Annotated in this window: 22 protein-coding genes, 1 tRNA gene, 1 pseudogene and 1 riboswitch; of the genes and pseudogenes, 1 reads left to right on the top strand and 23 read right to left on the bottom strand. The window is 40.9% G+C overall.

Annotated features, from left to right (window positions below; genetic code table 11):
• Positions 1 to 4: 4 nt before the first annotated feature.
• From hflB to gatC, 23 genes and pseudogenes are all read right to left on the bottom strand, one after another.
• Entirely contained in the window at positions 5 to 1756 is a 1752-nt protein-coding gene (hflB, locus tag C4533_02540; protein RJP29209.1) for an ATP-dependent zinc metalloprotease FtsH, read from the bottom strand.
• Positions 1757 to 1932: 176 nt separating this feature from the next.
• Complete coding sequence (gene tilS, locus C4533_02535) at positions 1933 to 2901, bottom strand: tRNA lysidine(34) synthetase TilS (protein RJP28689.1); 969 nt, start codon at positions 2899 to 2901, stop codon at positions 1933 to 1935.
• 66 nt (positions 2902 to 2967) lie between these two features.
• Complete coding sequence (locus C4533_02530) at positions 2968 to 3246, bottom strand: DUF4190 domain-containing protein (GenBank protein ID RJP28688.1); 279 nt, start codon at positions 3244 to 3246, stop codon at positions 2968 to 2970.
• 14 nt (positions 3247 to 3260) lie between these two features.
• Positions 3261 to 4079 carry a 4Fe-4S ferredoxin gene (locus C4533_02525; protein ID RJP28687.1) on the bottom strand — a complete coding sequence of 273 codons (819 nt, stop codon included), beginning with the start codon at positions 4077 to 4079 and terminating at the stop codon, positions 3261 to 3263.
• 394 nt (positions 4080 to 4473) lie between these two features.
• Positions 4474 to 4547 (bottom strand) — tRNA-Met (locus C4533_02520).
• A gap of 63 nt (positions 4548 to 4610) precedes the next feature.
• The gene (locus C4533_02515; protein ID RJP28686.1) at positions 4611 to 4976 is read right to left on the bottom strand and encodes a response regulator; all 366 of its coding nucleotides are present in this window, start codon (positions 4974 to 4976) and stop codon (positions 4611 to 4613) included.
• A 4-nt stretch (positions 4977 to 4980) separates the two neighbouring features.
• Positions 4981 to 5367, bottom strand: a complete 387-nt coding sequence (locus C4533_02510) for a diacylglycerol kinase family protein (GenBank protein RJP28685.1) — start codon at positions 5365 to 5367, stop codon at positions 4981 to 4983.
• 3 nt (positions 5368 to 5370) lie between these two features.
• Positions 5371 to 6159: a methyltetrahydrofolate--corrinoid methyltransferase gene (locus C4533_02505; GenBank protein ID RJP28684.1), complete on the bottom strand. Its 789-nt coding sequence runs from the start codon at positions 6157 to 6159 to the stop codon at positions 5371 to 5373.
• A gap of 12 nt (positions 6160 to 6171) precedes the next feature.
• A complete protein-coding gene (locus C4533_02500) occupies positions 6172 to 7140 on the bottom strand; it encodes an acetyl-CoA decarbonylase/synthase complex subunit delta (GenBank protein ID RJP28683.1) in 969 nt (322 codons plus the stop codon).
• The gene (locus C4533_02495) at positions 7125 to 7874 is read right to left on the bottom strand and encodes a hypothetical protein (GenBank protein RJP28682.1); all 750 of its coding nucleotides are present in this window, start codon (positions 7872 to 7874) and stop codon (positions 7125 to 7127) included. Before C4533_02495 ends, C4533_02500 begins: the two co-directional genes overlap by 16 nt.
• 2 nt (positions 7875 to 7876) lie before the next feature.
• Entirely contained in the window at positions 7877 to 9820 is a 1944-nt protein-coding gene (locus C4533_02490; GenBank protein ID RJP28681.1) for a DUF4445 domain-containing protein, read from the bottom strand.
• Positions 9821 to 9826: 6 nt separating this feature from the next.
• Positions 9827 to 11155 (bottom strand): acetyl-CoA decarbonylase/synthase complex subunit gamma, encoded by a 1329-nt coding sequence (locus C4533_02485; GenBank protein RJP28680.1) that lies wholly within the window; start codon positions 11153 to 11155, stop codon positions 9827 to 9829.
• Between the two features lie 21 nt (positions 11156 to 11176).
• Complete coding sequence (locus C4533_02480; GenBank protein ID RJP28679.1) at positions 11177 to 11587, bottom strand: hypothetical protein; 411 nt, start codon at positions 11585 to 11587, stop codon at positions 11177 to 11179.
• Between the two features lie 3 nt (positions 11588 to 11590).
• Positions 11591 to 12278 (bottom strand): annotated as a pseudogene (gene larB / locus C4533_02475) (nickel pincer cofactor biosynthesis protein LarB).
• Between the two features lie 5 nt (positions 12279 to 12283).
• Positions 12284 to 12595 (bottom strand): DNA-binding protein, encoded by a 312-nt coding sequence (locus tag C4533_02470; GenBank protein RJP28678.1) that lies wholly within the window; start codon positions 12593 to 12595, stop codon positions 12284 to 12286.
• Positions 12596 to 12630: 35 nt separating this feature from the next.
• Complete coding sequence (locus C4533_02465) at positions 12631 to 13140, bottom strand: helix-turn-helix domain-containing protein (GenBank protein ID RJP28677.1); 510 nt, start codon at positions 13138 to 13140, stop codon at positions 12631 to 12633.
• Positions 13141 to 13152: 12 nt separating this feature from the next.
• Positions 13153 to 13581, bottom strand: coding sequence for an MgtC/SapB family protein (locus C4533_02460; GenBank protein RJP28676.1), 429 nt, complete (start codon positions 13579 to 13581; stop codon positions 13153 to 13155).
• Positions 13578 to 14555: a tRNA (adenosine(37)-N6)-threonylcarbamoyltransferase complex transferase subunit TsaD gene (gene tsaD, locus C4533_02455; protein ID RJP28675.1), complete on the bottom strand. Its 978-nt coding sequence runs from the start codon at positions 14553 to 14555 to the stop codon at positions 13578 to 13580. The genes C4533_02460 and tsaD overlap by 4 nt, the downstream gene beginning before the upstream one ends.
• On the bottom strand, positions 14536 to 15351 hold the full coding sequence (locus C4533_02450; GenBank protein ID RJP28674.1) for a divergent polysaccharide deacetylase family protein: 816 nt from the start codon (positions 15349 to 15351) through the stop codon (positions 14536 to 14538). Before C4533_02450 ends, tsaD begins: the two co-directional genes overlap by 20 nt.
• On the bottom strand, positions 15332 to 16603 hold the full coding sequence (locus C4533_02445) for a S41 family peptidase (protein ID RJP28673.1): 1272 nt from the start codon (positions 16601 to 16603) through the stop codon (positions 15332 to 15334). Before C4533_02445 ends, C4533_02450 begins: the two co-directional genes overlap by 20 nt.
• Complete coding sequence (gatB, locus tag C4533_02440) at positions 16596 to 18035, bottom strand: Asp-tRNA(Asn)/Glu-tRNA(Gln) amidotransferase subunit GatB (GenBank protein ID RJP28672.1); 1440 nt, start codon at positions 18033 to 18035, stop codon at positions 16596 to 16598. Before gatB ends, C4533_02445 begins: the two co-directional genes overlap by 8 nt.
• Before the next feature lies 1 nt (position 18036).
• Positions 18037 to 19491 (bottom strand): Asp-tRNA(Asn)/Glu-tRNA(Gln) amidotransferase subunit GatA, encoded by a 1455-nt coding sequence (gatA, locus tag C4533_02435; GenBank protein ID RJP28671.1) that lies wholly within the window; start codon positions 19489 to 19491, stop codon positions 18037 to 18039.
• 8 nt (positions 19492 to 19499) lie between these two features.
• Entirely contained in the window at positions 19500 to 19799 is a 300-nt protein-coding gene (gene gatC / locus C4533_02430) for an Asp-tRNA(Asn)/Glu-tRNA(Gln) amidotransferase subunit GatC (protein ID RJP28670.1), read from the bottom strand.
• A gap of 198 nt (positions 19800 to 19997) precedes the next feature.
• Between gatC and C4533_02425 the strand changes: the two genes are divergently transcribed.
• The gene (locus C4533_02425) at positions 19998 to 23237 is read left to right on the top strand and encodes a cellobiose phosphorylase (protein ID RJP28669.1); all 3240 of its coding nucleotides are present in this window, start codon (positions 19998 to 20000) and stop codon (positions 23235 to 23237) included.
• Between the two features lie 101 nt (positions 23238 to 23338).
• Positions 23339 to 23420, top strand: a riboswitch (cyclic di-GMP riboswitch).
• Positions 23421 to 23475: the final 55 nt, after the last annotated feature.

The raw sequence follows: 23475 nt of genomic DNA, 5'->3' as shown, positions 1-23475 counted from the left end.
CAATTCAAGCTACGTCTTTATCTTTCTTCTCAATCCCCAAGAGCTTCTTTACTTCTTCGGCGTCAAGCACTTCCTTCTCAATAAGTGCGCTAGCCAATACCTTCAATTTATCGCCTTCCTGCTGCAATAACTCTTTTGCCCTCTTATAACCATCATCAACAATGTTTTTTACTTCTTCATCTATTACTCTTGCCGTTTCCTCGCTATAATTCCTCTCTTCAACAATATCCCTTCCAAGAAAAATCATTCCTTCCCTTTTGCCTAAAGTAACATTGCCCAATCTCTTTGACATACCATACTGGCATACCATTTTTCTGGCCATCTGCGTTGCAACCTCCAGGTCATTCTGCGCGCCTGTTGTAACTTCATTAAACGTCAACTCTTCAGAAGCCCTGCCTCCGAGCATCAAGGCTATTTCACCCATCAATTCACTCCTTAGCCAATAATGTTTATCTTCCAGCGGCGGAGTGAAAGTATATCCGCCAGCCATACCCCGTGGAATTATGGAAACTTTCCTAAGCGGATTTACTTCCGGTATAAGCAATGACAGTAACGCGTGCCCTGATTCATGGACTGCGGTAATCTCTTTTTCTTTTTTAGACATAATCCTGCTTTTCTTTTCCGGGCCCATAAGCAGCCTTTCAATTGACTTTTCAAAATCAACCATCTCCACGGACTCCCTGTTAAATCTAGCAGCAAGCAAAGCTGCCTCATTACAAAGGTTTGCCAGGTCAGCTCCCGAAAACCCGGGAGTAGATGCTGCCAATACCTTAAAATTTACGTTCGTAGAAACCTTGATCTTACGGGTGTGCACCTTAAGGATTTCCTCCCTGCCTTTTATATCCGGCAGATGCACAATCACATGCCGGTCAAATCTGCCCGGACGGAGTAAAGCCGGATCAAGCGTATCCGGCCTGTTCGTTGCCGCAATAAGTATCAACCCCTGGGTAGGATCAAATCCATCCATCTCTACTAACAGGGCGTTAAGTGTCTGTTCTCTCTCATCATGACCGCCGCCAATTCCGGAAAAACGCAGCCTGCCCACCGCATCTATTTCATCTATAAATATAATTGCGCCCTTGGAAGAAGATTTGGCCGCGCGCCTCCCCTGCTCGAATAAATCCCTTACCCGGCTTGCTCCAACACCGACAAACATCTCAACAAAATCCGAGCCTGAAATACTGAAAAAAGGTACTCCTGCCTCTCCGGCGACAGCCCTGGCAATGAGAGTTTTCCCGCATCCAGGCGGCCCTACCAATAGAACGCCTTTGGGGATCTTGCCTCCCAATCTCTGGAATTTCTTCGGGTCCTTGAGGAATTCAATTACTTCTGCCAATTCTTCTTTTGCTTCGTCAACACCTGCAACATCATTAAATGTGGCTTTGCCCGAATCATTTTCATTATGCATCCTCGGCCGCACCTTACCAAAAGACATGACCCTGTTGCCAAGCTGCTCGCCTCGTGAAGCCATAAGCCACCAAAATAGAATCAATATTAATATTGGGCCTAAATTAAATATCAATGCCGCCCAAAAAGTCCTTAGCGGTTTTACTTCAAAATGCTTAACATTAGTCCTTATAAGGCTAAGCAATTCCTGGTCATTATCAGGTATGGTTAATTTGAATTTGCTGTCATCGGCAAATACACCTTGCAATTCAGTATCTGTTTTAGCCAGGGTTTTTATCTTATCAGGATTGTCCTTTAAGATCCTATAAAACTCGCTATAAGTTATCTCCTGCGGCACCCCTCCGGTCATAGAGGTATTTATTGAGCTTATGAACAAATAAAAAACAATTATAGCGAATATCCAGCCAAACGGGAAACGACGAAATGCCTTGTTTTTCTTAGAGTTACGTAGATTTTCTTTTTTCATAATTCTGCCTTTTTAGAGTTATTATTATATCTGTAAATATTCTTTTAATCAAGTATTTGTTAATATTTGTTGCGGAAGTAGAGTTTTCCCCTCTTCTTTAAGGCATATAAACCTTTAGGCAGGTCTACGATTGAATTATCCGGGCGGTTTATGATCAAGTCATCAAGTTCTTGAATGTGGTTAAAAGTAATCCTTCTTATATCCCCTTGTTTTGCATGGATGCTTAACCTTAAGGCGAGCCTCCTGATGGATGGATGCAGCCTGATAAGTGATCCTACCTGCAATGATTGGCCCTGCCTCTTAAGGAACCTGCTGGCAGACCGCATAAGATAATCGTAATCATAAGCAATGCTATCAGCCATATCATTAAGCCGCTCCTTTATATTCTTATTATATTTTGATTCCAACAGAGGCAACAATTCGTTCCTGACTGAATTCCTGAAATATATGTTTTTAGCGTTAGAAGGGTCGATACAAAACCTTATCTTTTTTTTCTTCAAATAAGCAATGATCTCTTTACGTTTTAAATCAATAAGCGGCCTTATAAACACATGGCCGGAGATTTCTCTTTTGGGCATTATCCCAAGCATGCCATAAAGCCCGGCACCCCTTAAAATCCTCATTAATACGGTTTCGGCCTGATCGTCAAAATTATGTCCAAGCGCAATCTTATTAATATTTTCTTTTTTGGCAACCGATAGGAAGAAGCTGAATCTTGCGCTGCGGGCATTTTGTTCTTCAGAGGCCTCTTTGTAGGCCTGGTTAACCCTGACCCTGGAGAAAAAAAATGGGATACCAAGTTTTTGTGCAAGAGACCTTACAAAATAAGCATCTTTATGCGAATATTCTCTCATCGCGTGGTCAAGATGCCCGATACACAGCTTAATGCCCAATCTCTTCTTAAGGCTATTTAAAATATAAGCGAGGGCGACAGAATCAGGGCCGCCCGATACACCAAGCAGGATATAATCCCCTTTTTTAATCAGCTTATATTTATTTATAGTGCTTATGACTTTATCTTGTAACATTCGTAATATTGTAAAAAAGCTAAACGGCCATCTTGATTATAACTAAATCCTGTCAAATAAAGGTGACTATTTAGGCTGTTGCATTAATTGCTGCTGGATTTGCGGAAAATACTTGATCAAATAAAAAACAGCCAGGATAATATAAATAACAGCAAGGACGGTTCCGATAGCTACCAGCATTTTCCCTTTAAATGCGGCATTCCTGCTTATTCTTCTAAAACCCAATATTCCAAAAACAATCGCAAGGATCGCCTTCTCTAACCCCATTAACGTAAAGAATGAGACTATGCCCAGCACAAGGCTTGCGATAGCAAATTCACTAGTTAATTTCTTCTCTCCGTCCATATCTTGACCCCTTTTTATATGTTGTTATGCATTAAATCTTCTAATTTTATTTCCGGGTGATGATACCGTTTCCTATACGCAGTATTTTTCCCATATTGTATAGCTTCCTGAGGGCACCACTGAAGGCAGGCCATGCATTGCTGGCACCTACCAAGCCACTTTGGCTTGCCGCTGGCCAATTCCACATTATTCACAGGGCAGACTTTAACACAAATGCCGCAACTATTACATTTCTCATCCGGCCAGAAGCCCTTATCCATTGCAGGTATTTTCCCTGAGCCTAATTTATAAATAAGTGAAAATAGCCCCGCAACAAGAAAAGAATCTGTTTCAATTCTGGCGGTTTGCTCGGAACTCACAATTCTGGCAATATTTTTAATTTTATCGTGAGACTCTTCAAAAAGCCTGTTTTGGCTTTTTTCGTTTATAGCCCCGTATAGAGGGGTATAGTTACCGGGCATCTTTATCAAAAAACCCGCAGAAAGCTTCAGCCCAAAAGCAGCAAATTCACGCGCATTCTGTTTTAAAGTATTACATGCCTTACCGCCATAGGTAGCAACTGCAAAAAAGTATTTATCTTTACCTGCCTTAAGTTTTTTAATAAACTTGCTAACGATTAAAGGCATACCGAACATATAAACAGGATAAACTAAGCCAATGCGCTGGCCAGATAAATCTATATTTTTATCGATTACTGATGCGATATTTACTAATCTTGCATCCCCAAGCTCATTGGCAAGGTTACGGGCAACATAAAGGCAATTACCTGTTCCTGTGAAATAGAATATGGTTGTGGACATTTTGATGAAATGAAGTTTTATCCCTCGCAACATAATTTGGAATTGTGTTGCTCGGGATACGATTTACATTCTTTGGTTAATAGTGTAAATCTTGTGGCGGCGACTGGCCCGTGCGTCGCTTTCTGATTATCATTGAGCTCCGCAGGACTGCGTCGCATATACAATTTTGCAATAGCCAAAATACAGGCAAAATTAATGGCGGCGACTGGATTTCAAGCTGCAGTTTTTTCACATTTGCAGCGCAGTCCCGGATCCGCCAAAGGCGGATTCGGGGAAACCAGTTACTCTGTATTTTTGAGCCGCATTTAGTAAATAAGTGGCGGCGACTGGCCCGTGCCTCACCTGATATGGCCTAATATTGAGAGGCTCGGCAGGACTGCGTCGCAACTGTAATTTTGCCTGCTTCGTTTAACTATGGCAAAATTAATGGCGGCGACTGGATTTAAACCAGTGACAAATCGGGTATGAGCCGACTACTCTATCAGGCTGAGTTACGCCGCCGAAAGAAGGAATTCAATATAACATGCCAAGGCTAATCTGTCTATATTATTCCGAGCTCAAAAATCAGGCAAGAAATTCTTTTATCTTGGCAACAAGTTCGCTTAAAGAAGCTGATTTAAGTATGTAATCACAGAACCCGAGATCCTTACAATGCTGTTCGATGTGTTCAATGTCCAGGCCTTTGCCGGTAAGAAACACAATAGGAGTATTCTCCGTATTTTTATCAGACCTTAATTTTTCCCCCATAGCATAACCATCAATTACGGGCATAGCAATATCCAGAAGCACAAGGTCCGGGGCGTTCATCCTGCAGATCCTTAGAGCCTCTTCCGATGACCCTGTAGAAAGAACCGTAAAATCCTTAGAAAGTTTTCTTGTTATTAATTCCCTGATTTCCTTCTCGTCATCTACAACCAAAATAGTCTTCATAACCTCACCTCATTAATTTTCTAGCGAATAGGATATATCCTATTGCTATGGCATTCAAAGAAGCAATTAAAACCACGGCAGCTGCAATGTCCTTTATTAATTTTACCAATGTATGGTACCTGCTTGTAAATATATCCATCATCATCTCGACAGCGGTGTTGAATATCTCGGCAACAAAAACAAAAGTGATTGTCAGGCAAAGTATGGCAAGCTCAATACCCCGCAGCCGGAATAATATACCCATGCAAAAACCAAATATGCCCAGCAAAAAAATAATACGCATGTTCCTATGGTACAGGAACAGGTAAACTACGCCCTTAGAAGCAAGGAACATGCTCTCCCTGAAGCCATGAAACCTGAATATATGCCTCAACATCTTTCTTGGGCTCATTTCTTATTTCTTTCTGTAAGCCTGAAGGTACGAATCGCAATATATCTGCTTGCTAAGTATAAGGTCCGAAGTTATAGCAGCGTCCATTAATTCGGTATCGCAAGGATCCAGTATGGCGGCATCCAGGCCGTTTGCCGCAGCCATTACAAGAAATGTCCTGTTTATCAGGCTCCTACCTGAAGCTCCCTGCGAAACATTGCTTAAACCAACTATTGTCTTAGGCGCAGGCTCTGAGATTATTTTGAATTCTTTTAAGGACTCAAGGATATCACACATTTGTGACTGCGCAACGTTGACCGGCATAACAATCGGATCAAGATATAAATTCTCTACATTAAAGCCTTTTTCAACGCAAGTTGAGACAATTATTGCCGCTAATTCAAGGCGCTGATCCTTGTTTTGCGGTATTCCTTTTGAGCTTATAGTCAAACCGATTAATTTTGCATCATAATTGATGGCAAGCGGGATCAATGCTTCCAGCTTATCATTATCAGCGGTAGTAGAATTAATTATAGCCTTATTTTTTAATATTTTCAACCCTGACTCTATGACTTTAGGCTTGCTAGAATCCAGGCAAAGAGGCTTATCAGTGACCCCCTGTATTGTTTTAACCAGCCATTGTATATCAGAAACAGGCTCTTTAGATGCCGGGCCGCAATTTACGTCCAAAGCATCTGCTCCGGAATCAATCTGGCGCAGCGCAATTTCTATAATAGCCTTTTCATCCCTTTGCCGTATAGCATTAGCTACATTTTTATACATTCCATTTATTAATTCGCCTATAATAAACATTATCTACCTCTTTTACGCTGTTTTGACCAATTTACTTATGTATTTTTCTATTTTCTCAACTGCCTTGGGATGGCGCATGACCAGTATATCAGCTCCGGCCTGCAACAATGCAGTAGCCGTAACCATCTCCCAGGCTATGCCTCTTTCAGAAGCCCCTCCCCAATTCGGGAATTCAGCTTCTTGCGCTTTTACCTCCTTGGCTTTCCAGGACTCCTGGCCAACCAGGCAGATAAAAGGAGAAGCAACTGTTTTATCCCCGGCCAAAGCTGCAAGCCTTGACCTTTCCATAATAGAATAAGCGTATTCCAGGCCATAGCCCAAAGCCCCTATAGTAGGATTTATCACTATCCTATCTAAAGGCAAACCCATATCTGAAATCAGTATGTTAAGCTGTTTTGCTATATTAATGTCAATAGGAGACTCGGCTATTATATTATGGCCGTCGGCCAAAACAGCTGCAGCAAGGGTCTTATAATTATCCTGCACCGCATCGCCGATTAAACATCGCTCTCCCTTTGATGCCTCACAACATAAAGGAAGCATAATATTATCTTTAGCATCATCCCCGCATCCTAGAATTATCAACGGAACAGGCACTTCCCTAAGGAGCTTGCCTACAAGCTTAGCTTCCTGATCAGGAGATTTATTGCCAAAATCGGGATGCGCTCCCTGCAGTTTTAAGCATAATAAATTGGCGTGGTATTCTTTTATGCATTTCTGCGCCCAGCTAACCGGATCTCCTGCAACATCCTTATAATATTTTAGCAATTCTTCCGGCCAATCAGAGGGGGCAGTATCCCATACTTCCATAGCTACTACAGGCTTATTCGGGTTATCGCCTTCTTTAAACAAAAAAGGCAATGTGTTCTGTCCCCCGACTTTTATAACATGTGAACGGCTTCCGCCATCTTGTTTAGTTGCTCCTATAGAAACGGTACAAACCTGGCCCTGCCATTTTTCAATCATCATTTCCTTTGCCATATCTTGTCTCCAATTTTACCTAAATTATCAAGAATATTCGAGTTTTTGTCAATATTAAAAAGCGAATCTCCTTTTACAGCCGCCTTTTCAATTTCATTATCATAAGGAAGGCTGCCAATAAAATCTAACCCTGCATCATTAACAGCATCGCTGATTTCTCCCCTGGAACGGTTTACCACCAATAATTTCTTTTCAAGCTTTATGCCTAATTCTTCTGAAAGCGCTCTTATCCTTTTTGCAGAAAGCAATCCTACTCTTGTCGGGTCAGAAACTACAAGCAGGCAATCTGCTTTACGGGTCGTGCGCCTTGAAAAGTGTTCTAGGCCGGCCTCATTATCAATAACTACAAAATCATAGCTTGAGATCAGCTTGCTTATAACGTTCCTTAATACATTATTAACAAAACAGTAGCAGCCGGGCCCCTCAGGCCTTCCCATGGATATTATGTCAAAACGGTCATCCTCTTTTATCGCCTGTTCTACCCTATATTCTACATACCTGTCTTTTGTAAAACCTGCCGGTATCTTCTCGGGATGCGCTGCTATTTCATCTAAAATCGAACCAATGGTCTCATCAATGCTTACTCCGAGAGCCTCACCTAAATTGTTATTAGGGTCAGCATCCACAGCCAGTATAGATCCGGATTTCTTCTCAGATAAAATCCTTATAATTAACCCGGCTAAAGTAGTTTTTCCTGTACCACCCTTCCCTGCAACAGCAATTACATAAGACATATTTAATCCTTTGCGCTCGGGAATTTATTAAGATCGGTGTGAGGGAAAAACAGAGCAGCCATATATTCATCCATGTATTTTGGGTCGACGGATAATTCAAAATATGCCATTTTCCTTGCTATCTCTCCTGCTTCATCCCTTGCCTCTCTAGAAAAAATAGCGTAACGCGCACCGGCCAGCGACGTATTACCGACGAAAATAAATTTTTTGGTTTCAAGATCGGGTAATAATCCTATTCTTATAGCGCTTTCGATATTGATGTTTGTGCCAAAACCCCCGGCAATAAATATCCTTGAAATTTGATCAAAACTAAGATCCACATGCTTGAGTAAAGTTTCCGCCGCAGAATAAATAGCTGCCTTTGAGCGTTTAATATTATCTATGTCTACTTCGGTAATAACTATATCTTTCTTTATCCCTGAATCCTCCTTAAAAACAAGCACAAATTCCTTGCCGAATTCTGAATTACGTACACGCTCATACTTGGCGTCTTTGATTTTGCCGTCTTTGTCAAGCAAACCAGCTTTAAGCATCTGGGCGATAGCGTCAATATACCCTGAACCACATATACCTCTTGGAGCGTCAGAATCTATCGTTTCAAACGAAACTATACCGTCTTTGCTGATGCCTACTTTCTGTATAGCGCCTCTGCTTGCCCGCATCCCGCATTTTAGGCCGCTGCCTTCAAAAGCCGGGCCTGCGGAAGCAGAACATGAAATAAGGAATTCTCTATTACCCAAAACAATTTCTCCGTTTGTGCCAATATCAATAAGCAGAGACGGTTTTTCAAGTAAATTTAAGCCGCAGGCTAAGACTCCCGCCGTAATATCCCCGCCGACATAAGAAGAGACACCGGGGATGCAATTTAAATATCCCCTGTGGTTTATCCTAATGCCAACTTCTGATGCGCGGATAGCAGGCATAAAATTAGAAGTGGCAACATACGGCTCTTTCCTTATAAAAGTCGGGTCTATGCACAACAATAAATGGATCATTGTCGTATTGCCGGCGCAAGTAATACAGGTGACATCATTAATGCTTATATTATGCTCCTGGCAAAGCTCCTTAATAATCTGGTCAATGCAATCTATCACAGCAAGATGCAATTTTTCCAACCCTTCCTTCTTGCCGGCATATATTATCCTGGTAATGACATCGCTGCCAAAAACAACCTGTTTATTATAGGTTATCTTGGTACCAAGGATCTTTTCGCTGTTAAGGTCAACCAGCTGCCCACTGATAGTGGTTGTCCCGATATCAAAACAAAAACCATAGTTTTTTATGGCTGTATCTCCGGGCTCAACAAAAAGTAATTCCCATGTATCATCCTTTTCTCCGATAACTACTGTTATCTTCCAGCCAGAAGAACGCAATAAGCCGCTTAACTGCCTGATGTTAACCAGCCCCGAAGGTATTATCGGCCCCTTCTTATCCGGGTAAAAATCCGGAATTGACCTTAGGTGCTTAGTTAATCTTTCCAAATCGCTGGATGGGTTTGTGATTGTAGGCTCCTCAAGCTCCAGATATTTCTTGATCACCTGCGGCTTAAAAACAAATTTTCTTTTGGCCAACTCAGATAATGAAGAGTCTATTTTCTCCGAAGCTGAGTAGAATCCTTTGAACCTGCTATGTATATCTTCGGGAGTCAATCCTTCCAGGCCTATAGTTGATTCTCTGGGAACCTCAACCTCCAGGTCGCTTTGCACGGTAGTCAAACAAGCCAGATATATATTTTTATTCATCTCCTCTGAGCTTATCATTCCTGTCGGCTGTGTATTGACTTTCCCCTTTCTGACAATAACCCTGCATTTCCCGCATACCCCGTCGCCTCCACAACTGGCATTAATATAAACGCCTGCGGATATAGCCGAAGAAAGCAAATTAGCATCCTTGGGTACTTCAATTGCTTTGCCAGCAGGATAAAATTTTATTTTAAATTTTTCCATTAATGATTATATGTTCTTCAGGAAAGACGGAATCCCGGCTGCCTCTTTGGGCCCGACAATGACCTTCCAGCCTGATTTATCTTCCAGTTCCCCGCTCATTACTGCAACATAACCTGGGATGACAAGATTATTATGCGAGACTAAACCCTTAACCCCGAGCTTGGAAATAGAATCCGTTATCTTATCGGGGGTGAATTTTTCCGCAGCCCATGCAGTCAATACGGACATGCCTTCTGTATCTATGCTTACTATGTAAGAAGGGACCTTACTTGCTTCAACTTCGCCAAGCACAGTATAATAAGAGAGGGAAAAATTGGTGGTAAGCAAAACCGGCGATTTATTATTTACATTTCCTATCGGATAAACCTTTGGCTCTATCTGTAAAGGTTTTTGAGGGTCGGTATATATATTCTGCCTTAAAGTCAGCATAGCCAGCGCCTGCCACTGCTCTATGCCTTTAATCAAAACTATAGCTGCATATTTAGCAATAAATGTGGATGCCTGCTGGATTTCCTCATACGGGTCAGCCTCATCAACAACGCATAAAACAGGATAACCCAGGCTCCTGTCTGATTTTTTAAGCGCGAGCCTTCGTATCTGCGTTAAATCCCAGATCTTATCGTTTATATCTTTCTTACCGGTATCCAAAACAATTTGCTGGATGTCGTAAGAGCTTATTTTTTTTGTAAGATCAGACAACCTTTCCAGATCCGGCGCGCTGGCGACAATAGATGCATCAGAATTCTTAATTAAAGGACATACCTCATCTAATCCTGTGCTACCGGTGTAATAGACCAAAGGCTTATTTCCGGAAGAAACTTCTAAAGCAGATTTAAGCGATCCGAGATCGTTGCATATCAATACCAAAGCAAGCTTCGTATTACCTGAAACCAGTTTAACAACATCAGAAAATCTGGCTGCATCACCTTTTTGTTTTATCGCTACCAGATTAGGGCATAAAACCTGGCCTACACGTTCAAAAGTCAACGAGTTGACTTTTTTTAGTTTTTTAAGTATCTCTTCATTCTTAAGGCTGTCTTCAATTATAAAACCTAATCCGGCCGGATGATGGAATTTCTCCTCATGGCGGAATAACACCGTTTCATTGCCTATATCCAGCTTATTTTCTCCGGATCCTATAGATACGAGCTTAATCGGCGGCTGGCCTGATTCTTCAAGTATCTTTTTCGATTCACTGCTGATAAAAGGGCATTTATCAATAGTGACGGCTTTTTTAGCAAGCTGCATAGCAAAAGCCAGGCAAGTTGCAAAACCGCATTCTTTGCAGTTAGTCTTCGGTAATAATTTGTATATATCCAGTCCTGAAAGAGCCATCGCAAAACTCCTATGTTGGGTTTATGTTAATTTAAACAATACAGAAGGTTCGCTTTTATATAAATCCAAAGCGAGCTCTTCCGAATCTCTATGGGTTTTAGCCGCAGATAACCTTTCTACAAGGCCGGCCTTCAAACTTACTTCTAATTTCTTATTATTCATGGTATTTGAAACTGCTATCTTTATCTTTTTTGCAGGTACTTTTAGAATATTGCCTTTGCCGAAAGTCGCGCCCGTAGATAATTGTAAGCCGTCTATCAGGCAGGATTTCGGTTTCTCAGTAGCCCCATATACTTTTACCTTTACCCCGAAATGCTTCTTGCAGTTTAATTTCTTAAGTGCAATACCGCCTGCTAAAAGCCCCAATACCAAATAAGGCCCGAGATGGCCGTGAAATCTTATTCCTGCTTTTAACAGCTCTTTTTTATCCATTGATTACCTGTTAATTAAGCTGGCAAAATATCCTGCGCCAAACCCGTTATCAATATTTACTACTACTACTCCCGCAGAACAGCTATTGAGCATCCCTAAAAGCGCAGCCAAACCTTTAAAACTTGCACCGTAACCGCAGCTTGTAGGCACAGCTATAACAGGCCTGTTTACTAATCCGCTTACTAAGCTGGCTAAAGCCCCTTCCATGCCGGCAACTACCACAATAACATTGGCCTTTCTGATGCGGGAAATAAAACTTGATAACCTGTGCACCCCGGCGACGCCAACATCATAAATCTTATCTACGGCATTGCCCATCGCCTCAAGAACGGCAACAGCTTCTTCAGCTACAGGGATATCGGAAGTGCCGGCAGTAAGAACAGCTACGTATCCTTTTAAAGCCTTGGGTTTACTTACAAAAAAAGCCAACCCGGCATCAGCATTATATTTTAAACGCGGCAGCCTTTTCTTCAGATAATCAAATTTATTCTTTCCTAATTTTGTGAGAATTACGTCTTGTTTGTTTTGGAGGAGCTTTCTAGATATCTGGAGGATCTGTTCTTTTGTTTTGCCGGCGCAGTAAACTGCTTCAGAGAAACCTCTCCTGCATTCTCTGTCTAAATCAATTTTGGCAAAGCCTAATTCGCAAAAACCTTTTGATCTCATTCAGGGTTAACTGGGAGTAACTCATCTGGCCTATGTCGAGAAAATAAAGAATAGAATCAAGACAATCGCCAAGAAGGAAAATATATAAAAATCATTGAAATAAAAGAAATCAGCCAGCCTGTCTTTTAAAGAATACCTGGCTTCCTCGCTCTTTTTAATCGTGTTGCTATATTTAAAATTTTTCCTAAAATCGTCTACCTGCTCTTTTTTAAAACGCAGGTACACGCCGGCCACTTTATAGGCAGGGATACTGCCTGATTCTGCCAAATCAATAACCTCTTTTTCTGATATGCCTAGAAGCTGCGAAACATCCCTGACTGTTAATAGTTTTTCCTGAGCCATTGATTTATTAGAATACCTTTCTATTAAAAATGCGGTTACCTGCCAACCTTACCGGAAGCTATCCAGGAATCAATTTCTTTTCTTTCAAACTTCCACCCTTCGCCTTCTTTAAGCGCCGGGACCTTGCCGGAATTTGCCCATTCCATAATAGAGTTTAAATCCACCTCAAGATACCTAGCCAGCTCTTCGGCATTAAGAAAATCATGCAGCATCGCGCACCGGCCTTCAAGTATCGCACCTTCAGCAATATTTAATTTTGCCGGAAAAACATCGCCTTCAACCATTGCAGTCGGCAAAAGCGTAAGCCTTTCCCTGGCGGTAATCCTGCCTTTAATTTTGCCTCCGACGATAATATTATCCCCGATTATATCGCCGATTATGCCGGCTGTCTGACCGATAGTTAAGCTTCCCCTTACATCGAGGTTGCCCTCAAACCTGCCATTGATACGCAAATTAACCGGGTCCTTAAAAGTGAGGCTGCCTTGCATAGAGGCATCGACATCTAATATTTTTTCTTCAATTTTCTTCTTATTACTAAATGCCATTTGTACCTCCTTTTAATCGATTATCTTTTGTTCTAAATATCTCAGAATCAGCAAAACTATCAAACTTAACGCCGTTGTGAAAAGGCTGGCAACCAAAAATCCGCATCCCGTGGCCAAGCCTATGGCCGCAACCACCCAAAGGCTGGCAGCAGTAGTAAGCCCCTTTACTCCTTCTCTTTCCCGTAAAATAGCTCCTGCGCCTAAGAATCCTATACCGGTGATTACTCCCGCGGCAATCCGGCCGGGGTCAACATTTGCTTTAGTCATATATATATCAAAAACATAGATAGATGTCAACATTATAAGGCATGACCCCAGGGAGACCATTATATGAGTACGTAACCCTGCTGAACGGCGATGCGCCTGCCGCTCTAACCCTATGAGGCCGCCTAAAAGCATAGATAAAAACAAACGGACCATGACTTCATTATCCGAGATCATAAAACATCCCCTTTCTTTCTATTCTTTCTTTTTCTGTAAAGCTGATAGCCTAAACCTGCAATCATGGAAGCATTATCGGTACAAAGCGACTTAGGAGGAAAATAAATATTAATATTATTTACTTTGGCTGAACGTAAAAAAGTTTCCCTGAGTTTACCATTAGCAGCGACCCCGCCAGCCACTACAAGGTTCTTTACCCTGTTTATATTACAGCATAAAAAAGCTTTTTGAGCCAGCGCATTAACAACCGATTCCTGAAAAGAAGCAGCGATGTCTTTTACGTCATTACGGCTTAATTTTTTATTTTTCCTGACATAATACAAAACAGCTGTTTTTATCCCGCTGAAACTAAAATCTAATGGACGCTTTGTATCACAACATTTGAACCTTATCTTTGAACCATTACCCCCGTGAGCAATTTTTTCAATGACCGGCCCGCCCGGATATCCCAAGCCAAGTATCTTGGCTACTTTGTCAAAAGCTTCCCCTGAAGCATCATCTAAAGTCGCACCTAAAAGTTTAAAATTATCGAAATCTTTGGCTAAGAACAGGCTTGTATGCCCTCCCGAAACCACCAGGGCGACTAATGGGAATTTAGGCGCAGGTTCATTCAAAAAACTTGCATAAACATGGCCATATAAATGATCGACCTCTATCAACGGAATATTTAAACTATAGCTTAATGTTTTAGCAAACATGTTCCCGACTATCAAAGATCCGAATAAGCCAGGGCAGGAAGTAACGCTTATTAGTCCAATATCCCGCAGCTTCATCTTTGCTTTATTAACAGCGGTATCAGAGACCTGTTGGATCGTCTCAAGCTGTTTACGAAAAGCTATTTCAGGGATTATCCCGCCGTATTTCTTATGGAACTCTAAGCTCGAACTGACTACATTAGATAATATCTTAGCGCCATCCCTGACTACAGAAGCAGCGGTTTCATCACAAGAAGTTTCAATACCGAGAACGTTCATTTCTTATCAGTTGTGAAAGTAAAACAAATTTAAAGCCTTCTTTTTCGATAACAGGCATGATCTCCTTCAGTACCATCAAAGTATTTTTCCTATCATGGCCAATACCTATTGCATAGCCTCTTTTATTTGCTATTGCCTTAAGCTTGTTTATCTGGCCTCTTATATATGCCGGATTGCTTGAATTATCAAGGAATATATCCCTTTTTGCAAAACGCAAATTAAGCTGGCCGGCTAACTCTGCACAAACAGATTCAGAGGAAACAAAACTGTCAAAGAAATAAAGATTATTTTCTTTTAAATGGCTGAATATTATTTTTACCAATCTCCTATCTTCAGTAGCCCTGGAACCCATATGATTTGAAACACCTTTAGCATAAACAAGATCTTTAAGGCCGGAATCCAATATATCAATAGCCTGCTTCTGGCTCATAGAAACCATCAGTGTATTATCCTCCAACCTGAATTTTTCCTTAGGTTCTAAAGGCAGGTGCAGTATGACTTCAAGACCATGCTCATTAGCGAAACTTGCAACTTGCTTTGAATAAGGAAGGTTTGGCAGCACAGCCAGAGTAATCGGCATATCTATCGAGCGGAGTAATTCAAGGTTGCTGGTATTATAACCCCAATCATCCAGCACAATGGCAATCTCGCCTTTTTTGGCTAATTTTACTTTGGGTTTCTCCTTCTTAGCCTTTGGCAATATCCAGAAGGCGAAAAACTGGCCTAAAATAATCAAAACCAAAATAATTATTATAACTCTGTATCTTGAATCGGCTCTAGAGCTGCTTCTTCTCATAAATTTTAAGTGCCTTAAGAATATCTATGGCACGCATAAGTTGAGTATCGTCTTTATATTCTCCTGCGGGATCTTTTTTAACGCCTTCTTTCTTTTCTATCTTCTCAAATATTTCCTCGGCTTTTACGCCTTCTACTCCGGGCTCTTGCACATCCACCTTACGGCCGTTCTCTACTATAATATCCGGTATTACACCTTCACCGTGTATCTGTTTGCCTGAAGGCGTAAAATAACGGCTGGTGGTTAACCTTAAGGCGCAGTTTTCGCCTAAAGGTATGACAGTCTGGACCGAGCCTTTCCCGAAAGACTTAGTACCCAGAATTATTGCTCTTTTATTATCCTGAAACGCCGCAGCAACTATTTCGCTTCCGGAGGCAGAGCCTTCATTTATTATGACCACAATCGGAAGATCTTTTAACGCATTTGCATTCTGGGAAGTAAATTCAAGATTTTGGGAAGGCTTACGGCCTTTAGTATATACAATCATCTTGCCCTTCTCTAGAAAATTATCAGCTACGTCTACGGCCACGTCCAAAAGCCCGCCGGGATTGTTTCTTAAATCAAGTATAAGCGCATTCATCCCCTCTTTAGATAACTTGTCCAGCGCCGATTTAAAATCCCTGGCAGTATTTTCCCTGAATTCTACCACCCTGATATAGCCGATACCGTTATCTATTATTTTGGCATCCTTTATATCCTTGATTTTTATTATCCCCCTTACGATATTGAAATCTAATATCTTTTTCTCTGATTCCCTCAATACTGATATTTTAACCGCTTCTCCCGGGTTGCCCCGTAATTTCTTAACGGCATCTGTCAAATTCATATCCCTGGTTATTTCATCGTTAATCTTGACTATTTTATCCTGAGGCTTAATCCCCGCTTTCCAGGCAGGAGTATCTTCAATGGGGGTTACTATTGTCAGTAATCCGTCTTTTATAGTCAGCTCAATGCCAAGGCCGCCGAACTTCCCCTCTGTTTCAACTTTCAGTTCATTATAAGTATCCGGGTCGAGAAATTGGCTGTGCGTATCAAGAGAAGAGATCATCCCTGAAATTGCTCCGTAAATAATGTCCTTGGGGTTTGTTTCATCCACATAATCGGTCTGGACTAGCACCAGTGCATCCGAAAAAAGCTGAACCTGTTTAAATAAATCCGGTTTCTTATTTCTAACGGTCCCGGAGCAAACCAAACTTACAGCCGTAAGGACTGCGGCCACCAGGAATATAAATACAACTATCTTTTTATGCATTTTCTAACCTCCGCTTAAGCATCTCCTGAACGACTTTAGGATTAGCTTTACCCTGGGTCTTTCTCATGACTTGCCCGACCAGGAACATTACAGCATTAGATTTACCGTTTTTATAATCACTAACGGATTTCTCATTTGAAACAATGACTTCATCAATTGCCTTATCAAGAACAGAAGAATCAGAGATCTGGAATAAATTCTTTTCAGCGATTATCCTAGAACAAGCCTTTCCATTGCTTAAAGATTCGTTGAAAACTGCTTTTGCGGTAAGATTTGATATTTTGGCTTCTTCCACCGATTTAACAAGACCTATTAATTCCGGGATACCTCCGGGGATATCCAATCTATGCGGCTGGATACCCAAACTATTTGCTCCAGCCAGAATAGGCCCTGTTATCCAGTTGACAATAGGTTTTTTATCTTTGCCGGGATATTCCTTAATCATATCCTCGGACAGGTCAGCGAATTCTTTTGAAGAAACGATTATCCTGGCATCATATTCAGATAAACCATACTCATGCATCATCCTAACCATCCTCTGAGGCGGAAGTTCGGGTATTGATTTTGCAACCTCTTTTATTTTGGATGAAGATATTATAAAAGGAGGTAAATCAGGCTCAGGAAAATACCTGTAATCCTGGGCTTCCTCCTTAGTCCTCATAGATATGGTTTTTGATAACTTGGCATCCCAAAGCCTTGTTTCTTGTATTACGGATTTGCCGCTATCGAGGCAGCCTGCCTGCCGCTGAATTTCATATGCGAGAGCTTCTCTTACCGCTTTAAAAGAATTCATGTTTTTTAATTCTGCCTTAACCCCTAATTTCTCCTGGCCTTTTTTCCTGATGGAAATATTGGCATCGCAACGCAGAGAACCTTTCTCCATATCGCAATCAGAAACATTCAAATATTCTATCGTGCTTTTTAGCGAACTCAAATATTCATAAGCTTCGTCAGGGCTTGAGATATCCGGATAGCTTACAATCTCAAGCAAAGGGACTCCGCCCCTGTTATAATCAACAAGGCTTGTTTCTTGGCGATGGACAAGTTTACCGGCATCCTCTTCCATATGCACCCTTATTATCCGTATTTTCTTTACCTTCCCATCTACGTCAACTTCCAAATACCCCTCTTTTGCTAAAGGCAAATCATATTGTGAAATCTGGTAATTCTTAGGCAGATCGGGATAAAAATAGTTTTTACGGTCGAACTTGGTATACTCCTGTATACTGCAATTCAAAGCTAAAGCCACCTTGATAGCATAATCCAGGACTGTTTCATTAAATACGGGCAAGGAACCGGGCAGCCCCAAACATACAGGACATGTCTGAGAATTCGGCTCTTTACCAAACTCTGTGCTGCACCCGCAAAAAGCCTTTGTCCTGGTGTTTAAATGCAGGTGAACTTCTAACCCTATTACTGTTTCATATTCCATATTATTTTATTTTTGGCTTCATCGTGTGCCATTGACTGCTCTGTTCATAAGCAAATGCCAGCCTGAATAAAGCTTCTTCGTTAAAATGCCTGCTCAATATTTGCATGCCAATAGGCATACCGCTTTTACTAAAACCACAAGGAACTGATATGGCGGGTATGCCGGCCAGGTTAGCCGATATTGTATATATATCGCTAAGATACATTTTTAAAGGATCCTCTATTTTTTCTCCTATTTTAAAAGCTGTTGTCGGCGATGTCGGAGTAACTATACAATCAAAATCTTTGAAAACCTTGTCAAAGTCAAGTTTTATAAGCGTCCTTACTTTTAATGCCCCGAGATAATAAGCATCATAGTAACCGTGAGATAAAACAAATGTCCCGAGGATAACCCTGCGTTTAGCCTCCTGTCCAAATCCAAGACCCCTGGTATTCTTATACATGCTGATAATGCCTGATTCTTTGATATCTTCGGCCCTTGCCCGAAGCCCATACTGCACTCCGTCAAAACGCGCTAAATTTGAACTGGCCTCTGCGGTAGCAATTATATAATATACGGGAACAGCATATTCTGTGTGCGGTAAGGAGACCTGGCTGCATTCCACTCCAAGAGAATCCAGCTTTTTAATTGCTTCTTCAACTGCTTTCTTGACTTCAATATCAAGGCCCTCGACAAAATATTCTTTAGGTATCCCTACCTTCATGCCTTTTACGTCTTTTACAAGTGCTTTGGTAAAATCAGGCACAGGGGCATCAACAGAAGTTGAATCATTGGGATCATAACCGGATATTATATTGGCCAGGATAGCCGAGTCAGTAACATCCTTGGTAATCGGCCCGATCTGGTCAAGGCTGGAAGCAAAAGCAATCAGGCCGTATCGAGAAACCCTCCCATAGGTAGGTTTAAGGCCTACTACTCCGCAGAAAGAAGCCGGCTGTCTGATAGAACCTCCTGTATCAGACCCTAAAGCCCATATAGCCTCATCAGCGGCTACAGCAGCAGCTGACCCCCCGGAGGAACCTCCAGGAACAGACTTCAAATCCCACGGGTTTGATGTTGGGCCGAAACACGAATTCTCTGTAGAGGAACCAAAAGCAAATTCATCCATGTTTGTCTTAAAGTTCAATACAGGGACACCTGCGGCTTTCAGTTTCTTAACTACCGTGGCATCATACGGAGGCTTGAAATTTTTTAGTATTGCTGAACAACATTCAGTAAGCTGGCCTTCGGTACAAATATTATCCTTGATAGAAACAGGGACTCCCTTAATTACAGTTTCACTAACACAACCAGCTAAATCAACTGCCTTTAAATCATGCGTCCTGACATAAGCTTTGACCTTGCCATCGGTATCTGCAATCTTATTAATTAGATCTGAGATAATATCCTCAGAGCTAATTTTACTGCTTTTTATCTGATTTAATAATGAATTTGCGGTATGCTGGCTTAATCCCATATATAGATTTATTCGATAATTTTAGGAACAGAGAAGAAACCCTCTTGCTCTGCCGGAGCATTTGTTAATGCTTTTTTGGCCGGCAAAGAAGGAACTACTGTATCTTTGCGTAATACATTGCTGATAGGCAAGATATGGCTGGTCGGGCTGACATCCCTTGTATTTAAATTCTTCAGCTTATTGATAAATTCAAGGATATCTTCCAACTGTCCGGACAGCTTATCTAATTCATCATTTTTCAGCTCGATTCGGGCAAGATGGGCTAAATAAGCGACTGTATCTTTTGTAATCTGGTTTGATTTTGCCATAAATAGAGATTAATAATAACATCCTTTATCGGAAAAGTCAAACAAAAAGGGGCATTGGTTCATTGTTCATGGTTGACGGTTCAGAGACATATGAATACTTCTATGAACTATGAACTATGAACCATGAACCAATATATTTTTCTATGGACAATTCGGCAAAAAACTGTAAAATAATAAAACAGTATCCCGGAGCCGGAAATGAAGAAAAACACCGCAAGAAAACCAAAATACCAACTTACCGAAAATGGCGAATTCGTCATAGAGAACTATAACTTTTCGCGTCCTTTTGCCAATTTCTTCCCCGGAATTGCCGGAAAGTATGGCATCCCGATGTGGGTTTTTTATGTAAACAGGGGCCAATGCATAAGCAGTTTCGGCACTAAAGACAAAGATAACGCAATCCTTGAATTCTTCCCTGCCAACAAAAGCTGGCAGTTTGTCTCATCCTGCGGGTTTCGCACTTTTTTAAAAACCAGCAAGTCCGGCAAAACAGTATTCTATGAACCTTTCCATAACGGTGCGGCAAATATAGGCTTTGATCTTTCAAATAAAATGCTTATATCAAGCTCCGGCTTAAGGCTCGAAGAAGTCAACAAAACACTTGGGTTGCATATAATGATCGATTATTTTACCATTCCGCAAGATAGCTTTGCAGGACTGGCCAGGATTATTACAGTCAGAAACACCACCGGAAAAAAACAATCGCTACACATCGCAGACGGCCTTCCCCAAATCATACCTTATGGCACGAACAATTTTTTCCTGAAAAAGCTGGGCCGCACGATTGAAGCCTGGATGAGGGCTGAAAACACTGAAAACAAAGCTCCTTTTTACAGGCTGACAGTAGATCCGACAGACAGGCCTGAGGTAATTCATATAAAAGAAGGTAATTTCTGCGTTTCATTCCATTATGAAAATAGTAAAACTAAAGCAACTCTTTTAGACACAATCGTAGACCCGGCTGTTATTTTCAACGATAATACCGACTTTTCTTATCCTGCCGGATTCCTGAAAAATGATAAGCCAGAAAAAATAAATAATAACGAAGTATACAGTAAAACTCCTTCAGCATTATTTACGGCCAAAATCGAATTAGCCGGGGGCAAGGAAAAATCTTTCTATAGCGTCTTTGGATACATGCGCAGCAAGGATATCCTAAACGCAAACATATCCAGAATGACAAAACCCGGATATCTCGAGGCAAAAAAGGAAGAAAACCAGAAGATAATAAATGAACTGCAAGACAACGTTAACACTAAAAGTTCATCCAGGGAATTTAATCTCTACGTGAAACAAACATATCTTGATAATATCCTCCGCGGCGGGTACCCTGCGTTATTTAAATCCAAGAAAACTGACTCGCTTTTTTATATCTACTCAAGAAAGCACGGCGACCTTGAAAGGGACTATAACAGGTTTCATTTGCATCCTACATATTTTTCCCAAGGAAACGGTAATTACAGAGATGTAAATCAAAACCGCAGGTGTGACAGCTGGCTTTATCCGGGTATCGGAGAAGAAAATATTACTACTTTCTTGAATTTGATCCAAACAGACGGCTTCAATCCCCTGGTAGTAAAAGGCTCTGTTTTCTGCCTTGACTCTAAAGACGGATTAAAATCTTATTTACAAAACATAACCGAAAGCAATAAAACCAGCCAGATACTTCAATTATTAAGCTCAAATTTTTCTCCCGGAGATATAATTTTGTATTTACATGAGAATAATATCAAATTAAGAGTCTCTTACGACGAATTCTTGGCTAATTTATTATCTTACTGTACTAAACTCCAGGAAGCCGAACACGGAGAAGGTTTCTGGATAGACCATTGGCATTATAATCTTGACCTTTTAGAAAACTATCTCGGCGTGTTCCCTGAAAACCTCGAAGAGTTGATTTTTAAGAAAAGAATATTTACATATTTTGATAATACTGAAGTCGTCAAGCCCAGGTCCGAAAAATACATATTAAGAAACGGGCTTTGCAAACAGCTGCATTCTATAGCTGCAGATACATACAAAAAGGAACTCATACGTAAAAGGGGCGAATTTCCGAATCTAGCAAGAAACAACTATGGTAAAGGAGAGATCCACAAGACTACACTCATAAATAAATTATTATGCCTCTTAGTGAACAAAACATCCTCTCTTGATCCTTTCGGCGTAGGCATCGAAATGGAAGCTGATAAACCGAATTGGTTCGACTCGCTGAACGGCCTGCCTGCGCTGTTTGGCTCATCTTCATGCGAAACTTTTGAAGTAAAAAGATTGGCTTTATTTATAATAACCGTACTTAATAAGAGCTCTGTAGACAGACTGGCCCTGACTCAAGAAATCTGGGAATTTATTTCAACGATAAACGGCCTCATATCTGCTTACTTCCAAGATAACTCAGCTGACAAGGATTATAGCTATTGGGATATGGCAACTACTGCCAAAGAAAGTTACAGAGAGCTTACTAAGCTCGGATTCAGCGGGAAAGAAGTGGAGATCGAGAGACAAAAGATCCTGGAGATAATCGAAAACTTCCTGAAGAAAATCAATGATGCTTGTTTAAAAGCAAAAGATAAGAAATCAAAATTAATAAATTCCTACTTTATAAACGAAGTTGTTAATTTTACCCCTTTAAAAGATAACGGCTTTAAACCAATAAAATTCACACAGAAGCCGTTACCTTTGTTTCTTGAAGGCCAGATGCACGCACTAAGATTAGCCGAGAATAGAAACGATGCTTTAGCTCTTATCGAGTCAGTTAAAAAAAGCGGGTTGTTTGACAAAAAACTAAAGATGTATAAAGTAACTGCATCCCTTGAATCTATGCCTGAAGAAATCGGCAGATGCAGGGTTTTTAATCCCGGTTGGCTTGAAAATGAGTCTATTTGGCTGCATATGGAATATAAATATCTGCTTGAAATGATGAAAAATGGTTTTTATGATGAATTCTACCGGGATTTTAAGAATGTATTTATACCCTTTCAGGACCCGGAACGATATGGCAGAAGCGTACTGGAAAACTCTTCATTCATCGTAAGCAGCGCCTTTCCGGATAAAAGATTGCATGGGAATGGCTTTGTCGCCAGGCTTTCAGGTTCCACAGTTGAGCTTATCAATATTTGGTTAATAATGAGTATCGGTAAGGAGCCTTTCTTCTTAGACAATAATAAGAATTTAAACCTGCGCCTTGAGCCCATACTACCTGGCTGGCTTTTTGATAAGAACGGTTATTATGTTTTCAATTTCCTAAGCAAAACAAATATCACTTACTATAATAAAAATAAAAAAGATACTTTTGGTAAAGGAGGCGCGCAAGTAAAAAGTATCATCCTTTACTCTAACGGGAAAAAAATCGTTGAAATCCGCTCGAATATTATAACCTCTCCTTTTGCTTCTCAAATCCGCTCCAATAAAATTGACAAAATAGAAGCATTTTTAACATAAATATCCCCATTTCACAAAATGGTAAATTTATAAAAATGTAAATTTACCCCCTTGAAATTTGCTAATTTTATGTTATACTTTAATTGACAATTAGGAGTACCTAGTGATAAAGGCAAACTAGCAGTAATGCTGGGACGCAAAGCTTCCGGTCCTGATATAACTCGGGATAGCGGGGTTACCAAAAGGCGTAGAAACCCTAAAGATGGCCTTTAGGGCTTTTTTTTAACCCTGGTTTGCC

This window comes from Candidatus Omnitrophota bacterium (assembly GCA_003598025.1).
GTDB lineage: Bacteria > Omnitrophota > Gorgyraeia > Gygaellales > Profunditerraquicolaceae > Profunditerraquicola.
This window is presented reverse-complemented; position numbering and strand designations above follow the sequence as displayed.

Excerpts from the sequence above, each read along its gene's own strand:
- C4533_02500 (RJP28683.1), bottom strand. The coding sequence starts at position 7,140 with ATGGCAAAGGAAATGATGATTGAAAAATGGCAGGGCCAGGTTTGTACC.
- C4533_02480 (RJP28679.1), bottom strand. The coding sequence starts at position 11,587 with ATGGATAAAAAAGAGCTGTTAAAAGCAGGAATAAGATTTCACGGCCAT.
- gatC (RJP28670.1), bottom strand. The coding sequence starts at position 19,799 with ATGGCAAAATCAAACCAGATTACAAAAGATACAGTCGCTTATTTAGCC.
- C4533_02450 (RJP28674.1), bottom strand. The coding sequence starts at position 15,351 with ATGAGAAGAAGCAGCTCTAGAGCCGATTCAAGATACAGAGTTATAATA.
- C4533_02530 (RJP28688.1), bottom strand. The coding sequence starts at position 3,246 with ATGGACGGAGAGAAGAAATTAACTAGTGAATTTGCTATCGCAAGCCTT.
- gatA (RJP28671.1), bottom strand. The coding sequence starts at position 19,491 with ATGGGATTAAGCCAGCATACCGCAAATTCATTATTAAATCAGATAAAA.
- tsaD (RJP28675.1), bottom strand. The coding sequence starts at position 14,555 with ATGAACGTTCTCGGTATTGAAACTTCTTGTGATGAAACCGCTGCTTCT.
- gatB (RJP28672.1), bottom strand. The coding sequence starts at position 18,035 with ATGGAATATGAAACAGTAATAGGGTTAGAAGTTCACCTGCATTTAAAC.
- hflB (RJP29209.1), bottom strand. The coding sequence starts at position 1,756 with ATGACCGGAGGGGTGCCGCAGGAGATAACTTATAGCGAGTTTTATAGG.
- C4533_02465 (RJP28677.1), bottom strand. The coding sequence starts at position 13,140 with ATGGCATTTAGTAATAAGAAGAAAATTGAAGAAAAAATATTAGATGTC.
- C4533_02505 (RJP28684.1), bottom strand. The coding sequence starts at position 6,159 with ATGTTTATTATAGGCGAATTAATAAATGGAATGTATAAAAATGTAGCT.
- C4533_02495 (RJP28682.1), bottom strand. The coding sequence starts at position 7,874 with ATGTCTTATGTAATTGCTGTTGCAGGGAAGGGTGGTACAGGAAAAACT.
- C4533_02510 (RJP28685.1), bottom strand. The coding sequence starts at position 5,367 with ATGAGCCCAAGAAAGATGTTGAGGCATATATTCAGGTTTCATGGCTTC.
- C4533_02460 (RJP28676.1), bottom strand. The coding sequence starts at position 13,581 with ATGATCTCGGATAATGAAGTCATGGTCCGTTTGTTTTTATCTATGCTT.
- tilS (RJP28689.1), bottom strand. The coding sequence starts at position 2,901 with ATGTTACAAGATAAAGTCATAAGCACTATAAATAAATATAAGCTGATT.
- C4533_02515 (RJP28686.1), bottom strand. The coding sequence starts at position 4,976 with ATGAAGACTATTTTGGTTGTAGATGACGAGAAGGAAATCAGGGAATTA.
- C4533_02445 (RJP28673.1), bottom strand. The coding sequence starts at position 16,603 with ATGCATAAAAAGATAGTTGTATTTATATTCCTGGTGGCCGCAGTCCTT.
- C4533_02485 (RJP28680.1), bottom strand. The coding sequence starts at position 11,155 with ATGGCTCTTTCAGGACTGGATATATACAAATTATTACCGAAGACTAAC.
- C4533_02470 (RJP28678.1), bottom strand. The coding sequence starts at position 12,595 with ATGGCTCAGGAAAAACTATTAACAGTCAGGGATGTTTCGCAGCTTCTA.
- C4533_02525 (RJP28687.1), bottom strand. The coding sequence starts at position 4,079 with ATGTTGCGAGGGATAAAACTTCATTTCATCAAAATGTCCACAACCATA.
- C4533_02425 (RJP28669.1), top strand. The coding sequence starts at position 19,998 with ATGAAGAAAAACACCGCAAGAAAACCAAAATACCAACTTACCGAAAAT.
- C4533_02490 (RJP28681.1), bottom strand. The coding sequence starts at position 9,820 with ATGGAAAAATTTAAAATAAAATTTTATCCTGCTGGCAAAGCAATTGAA.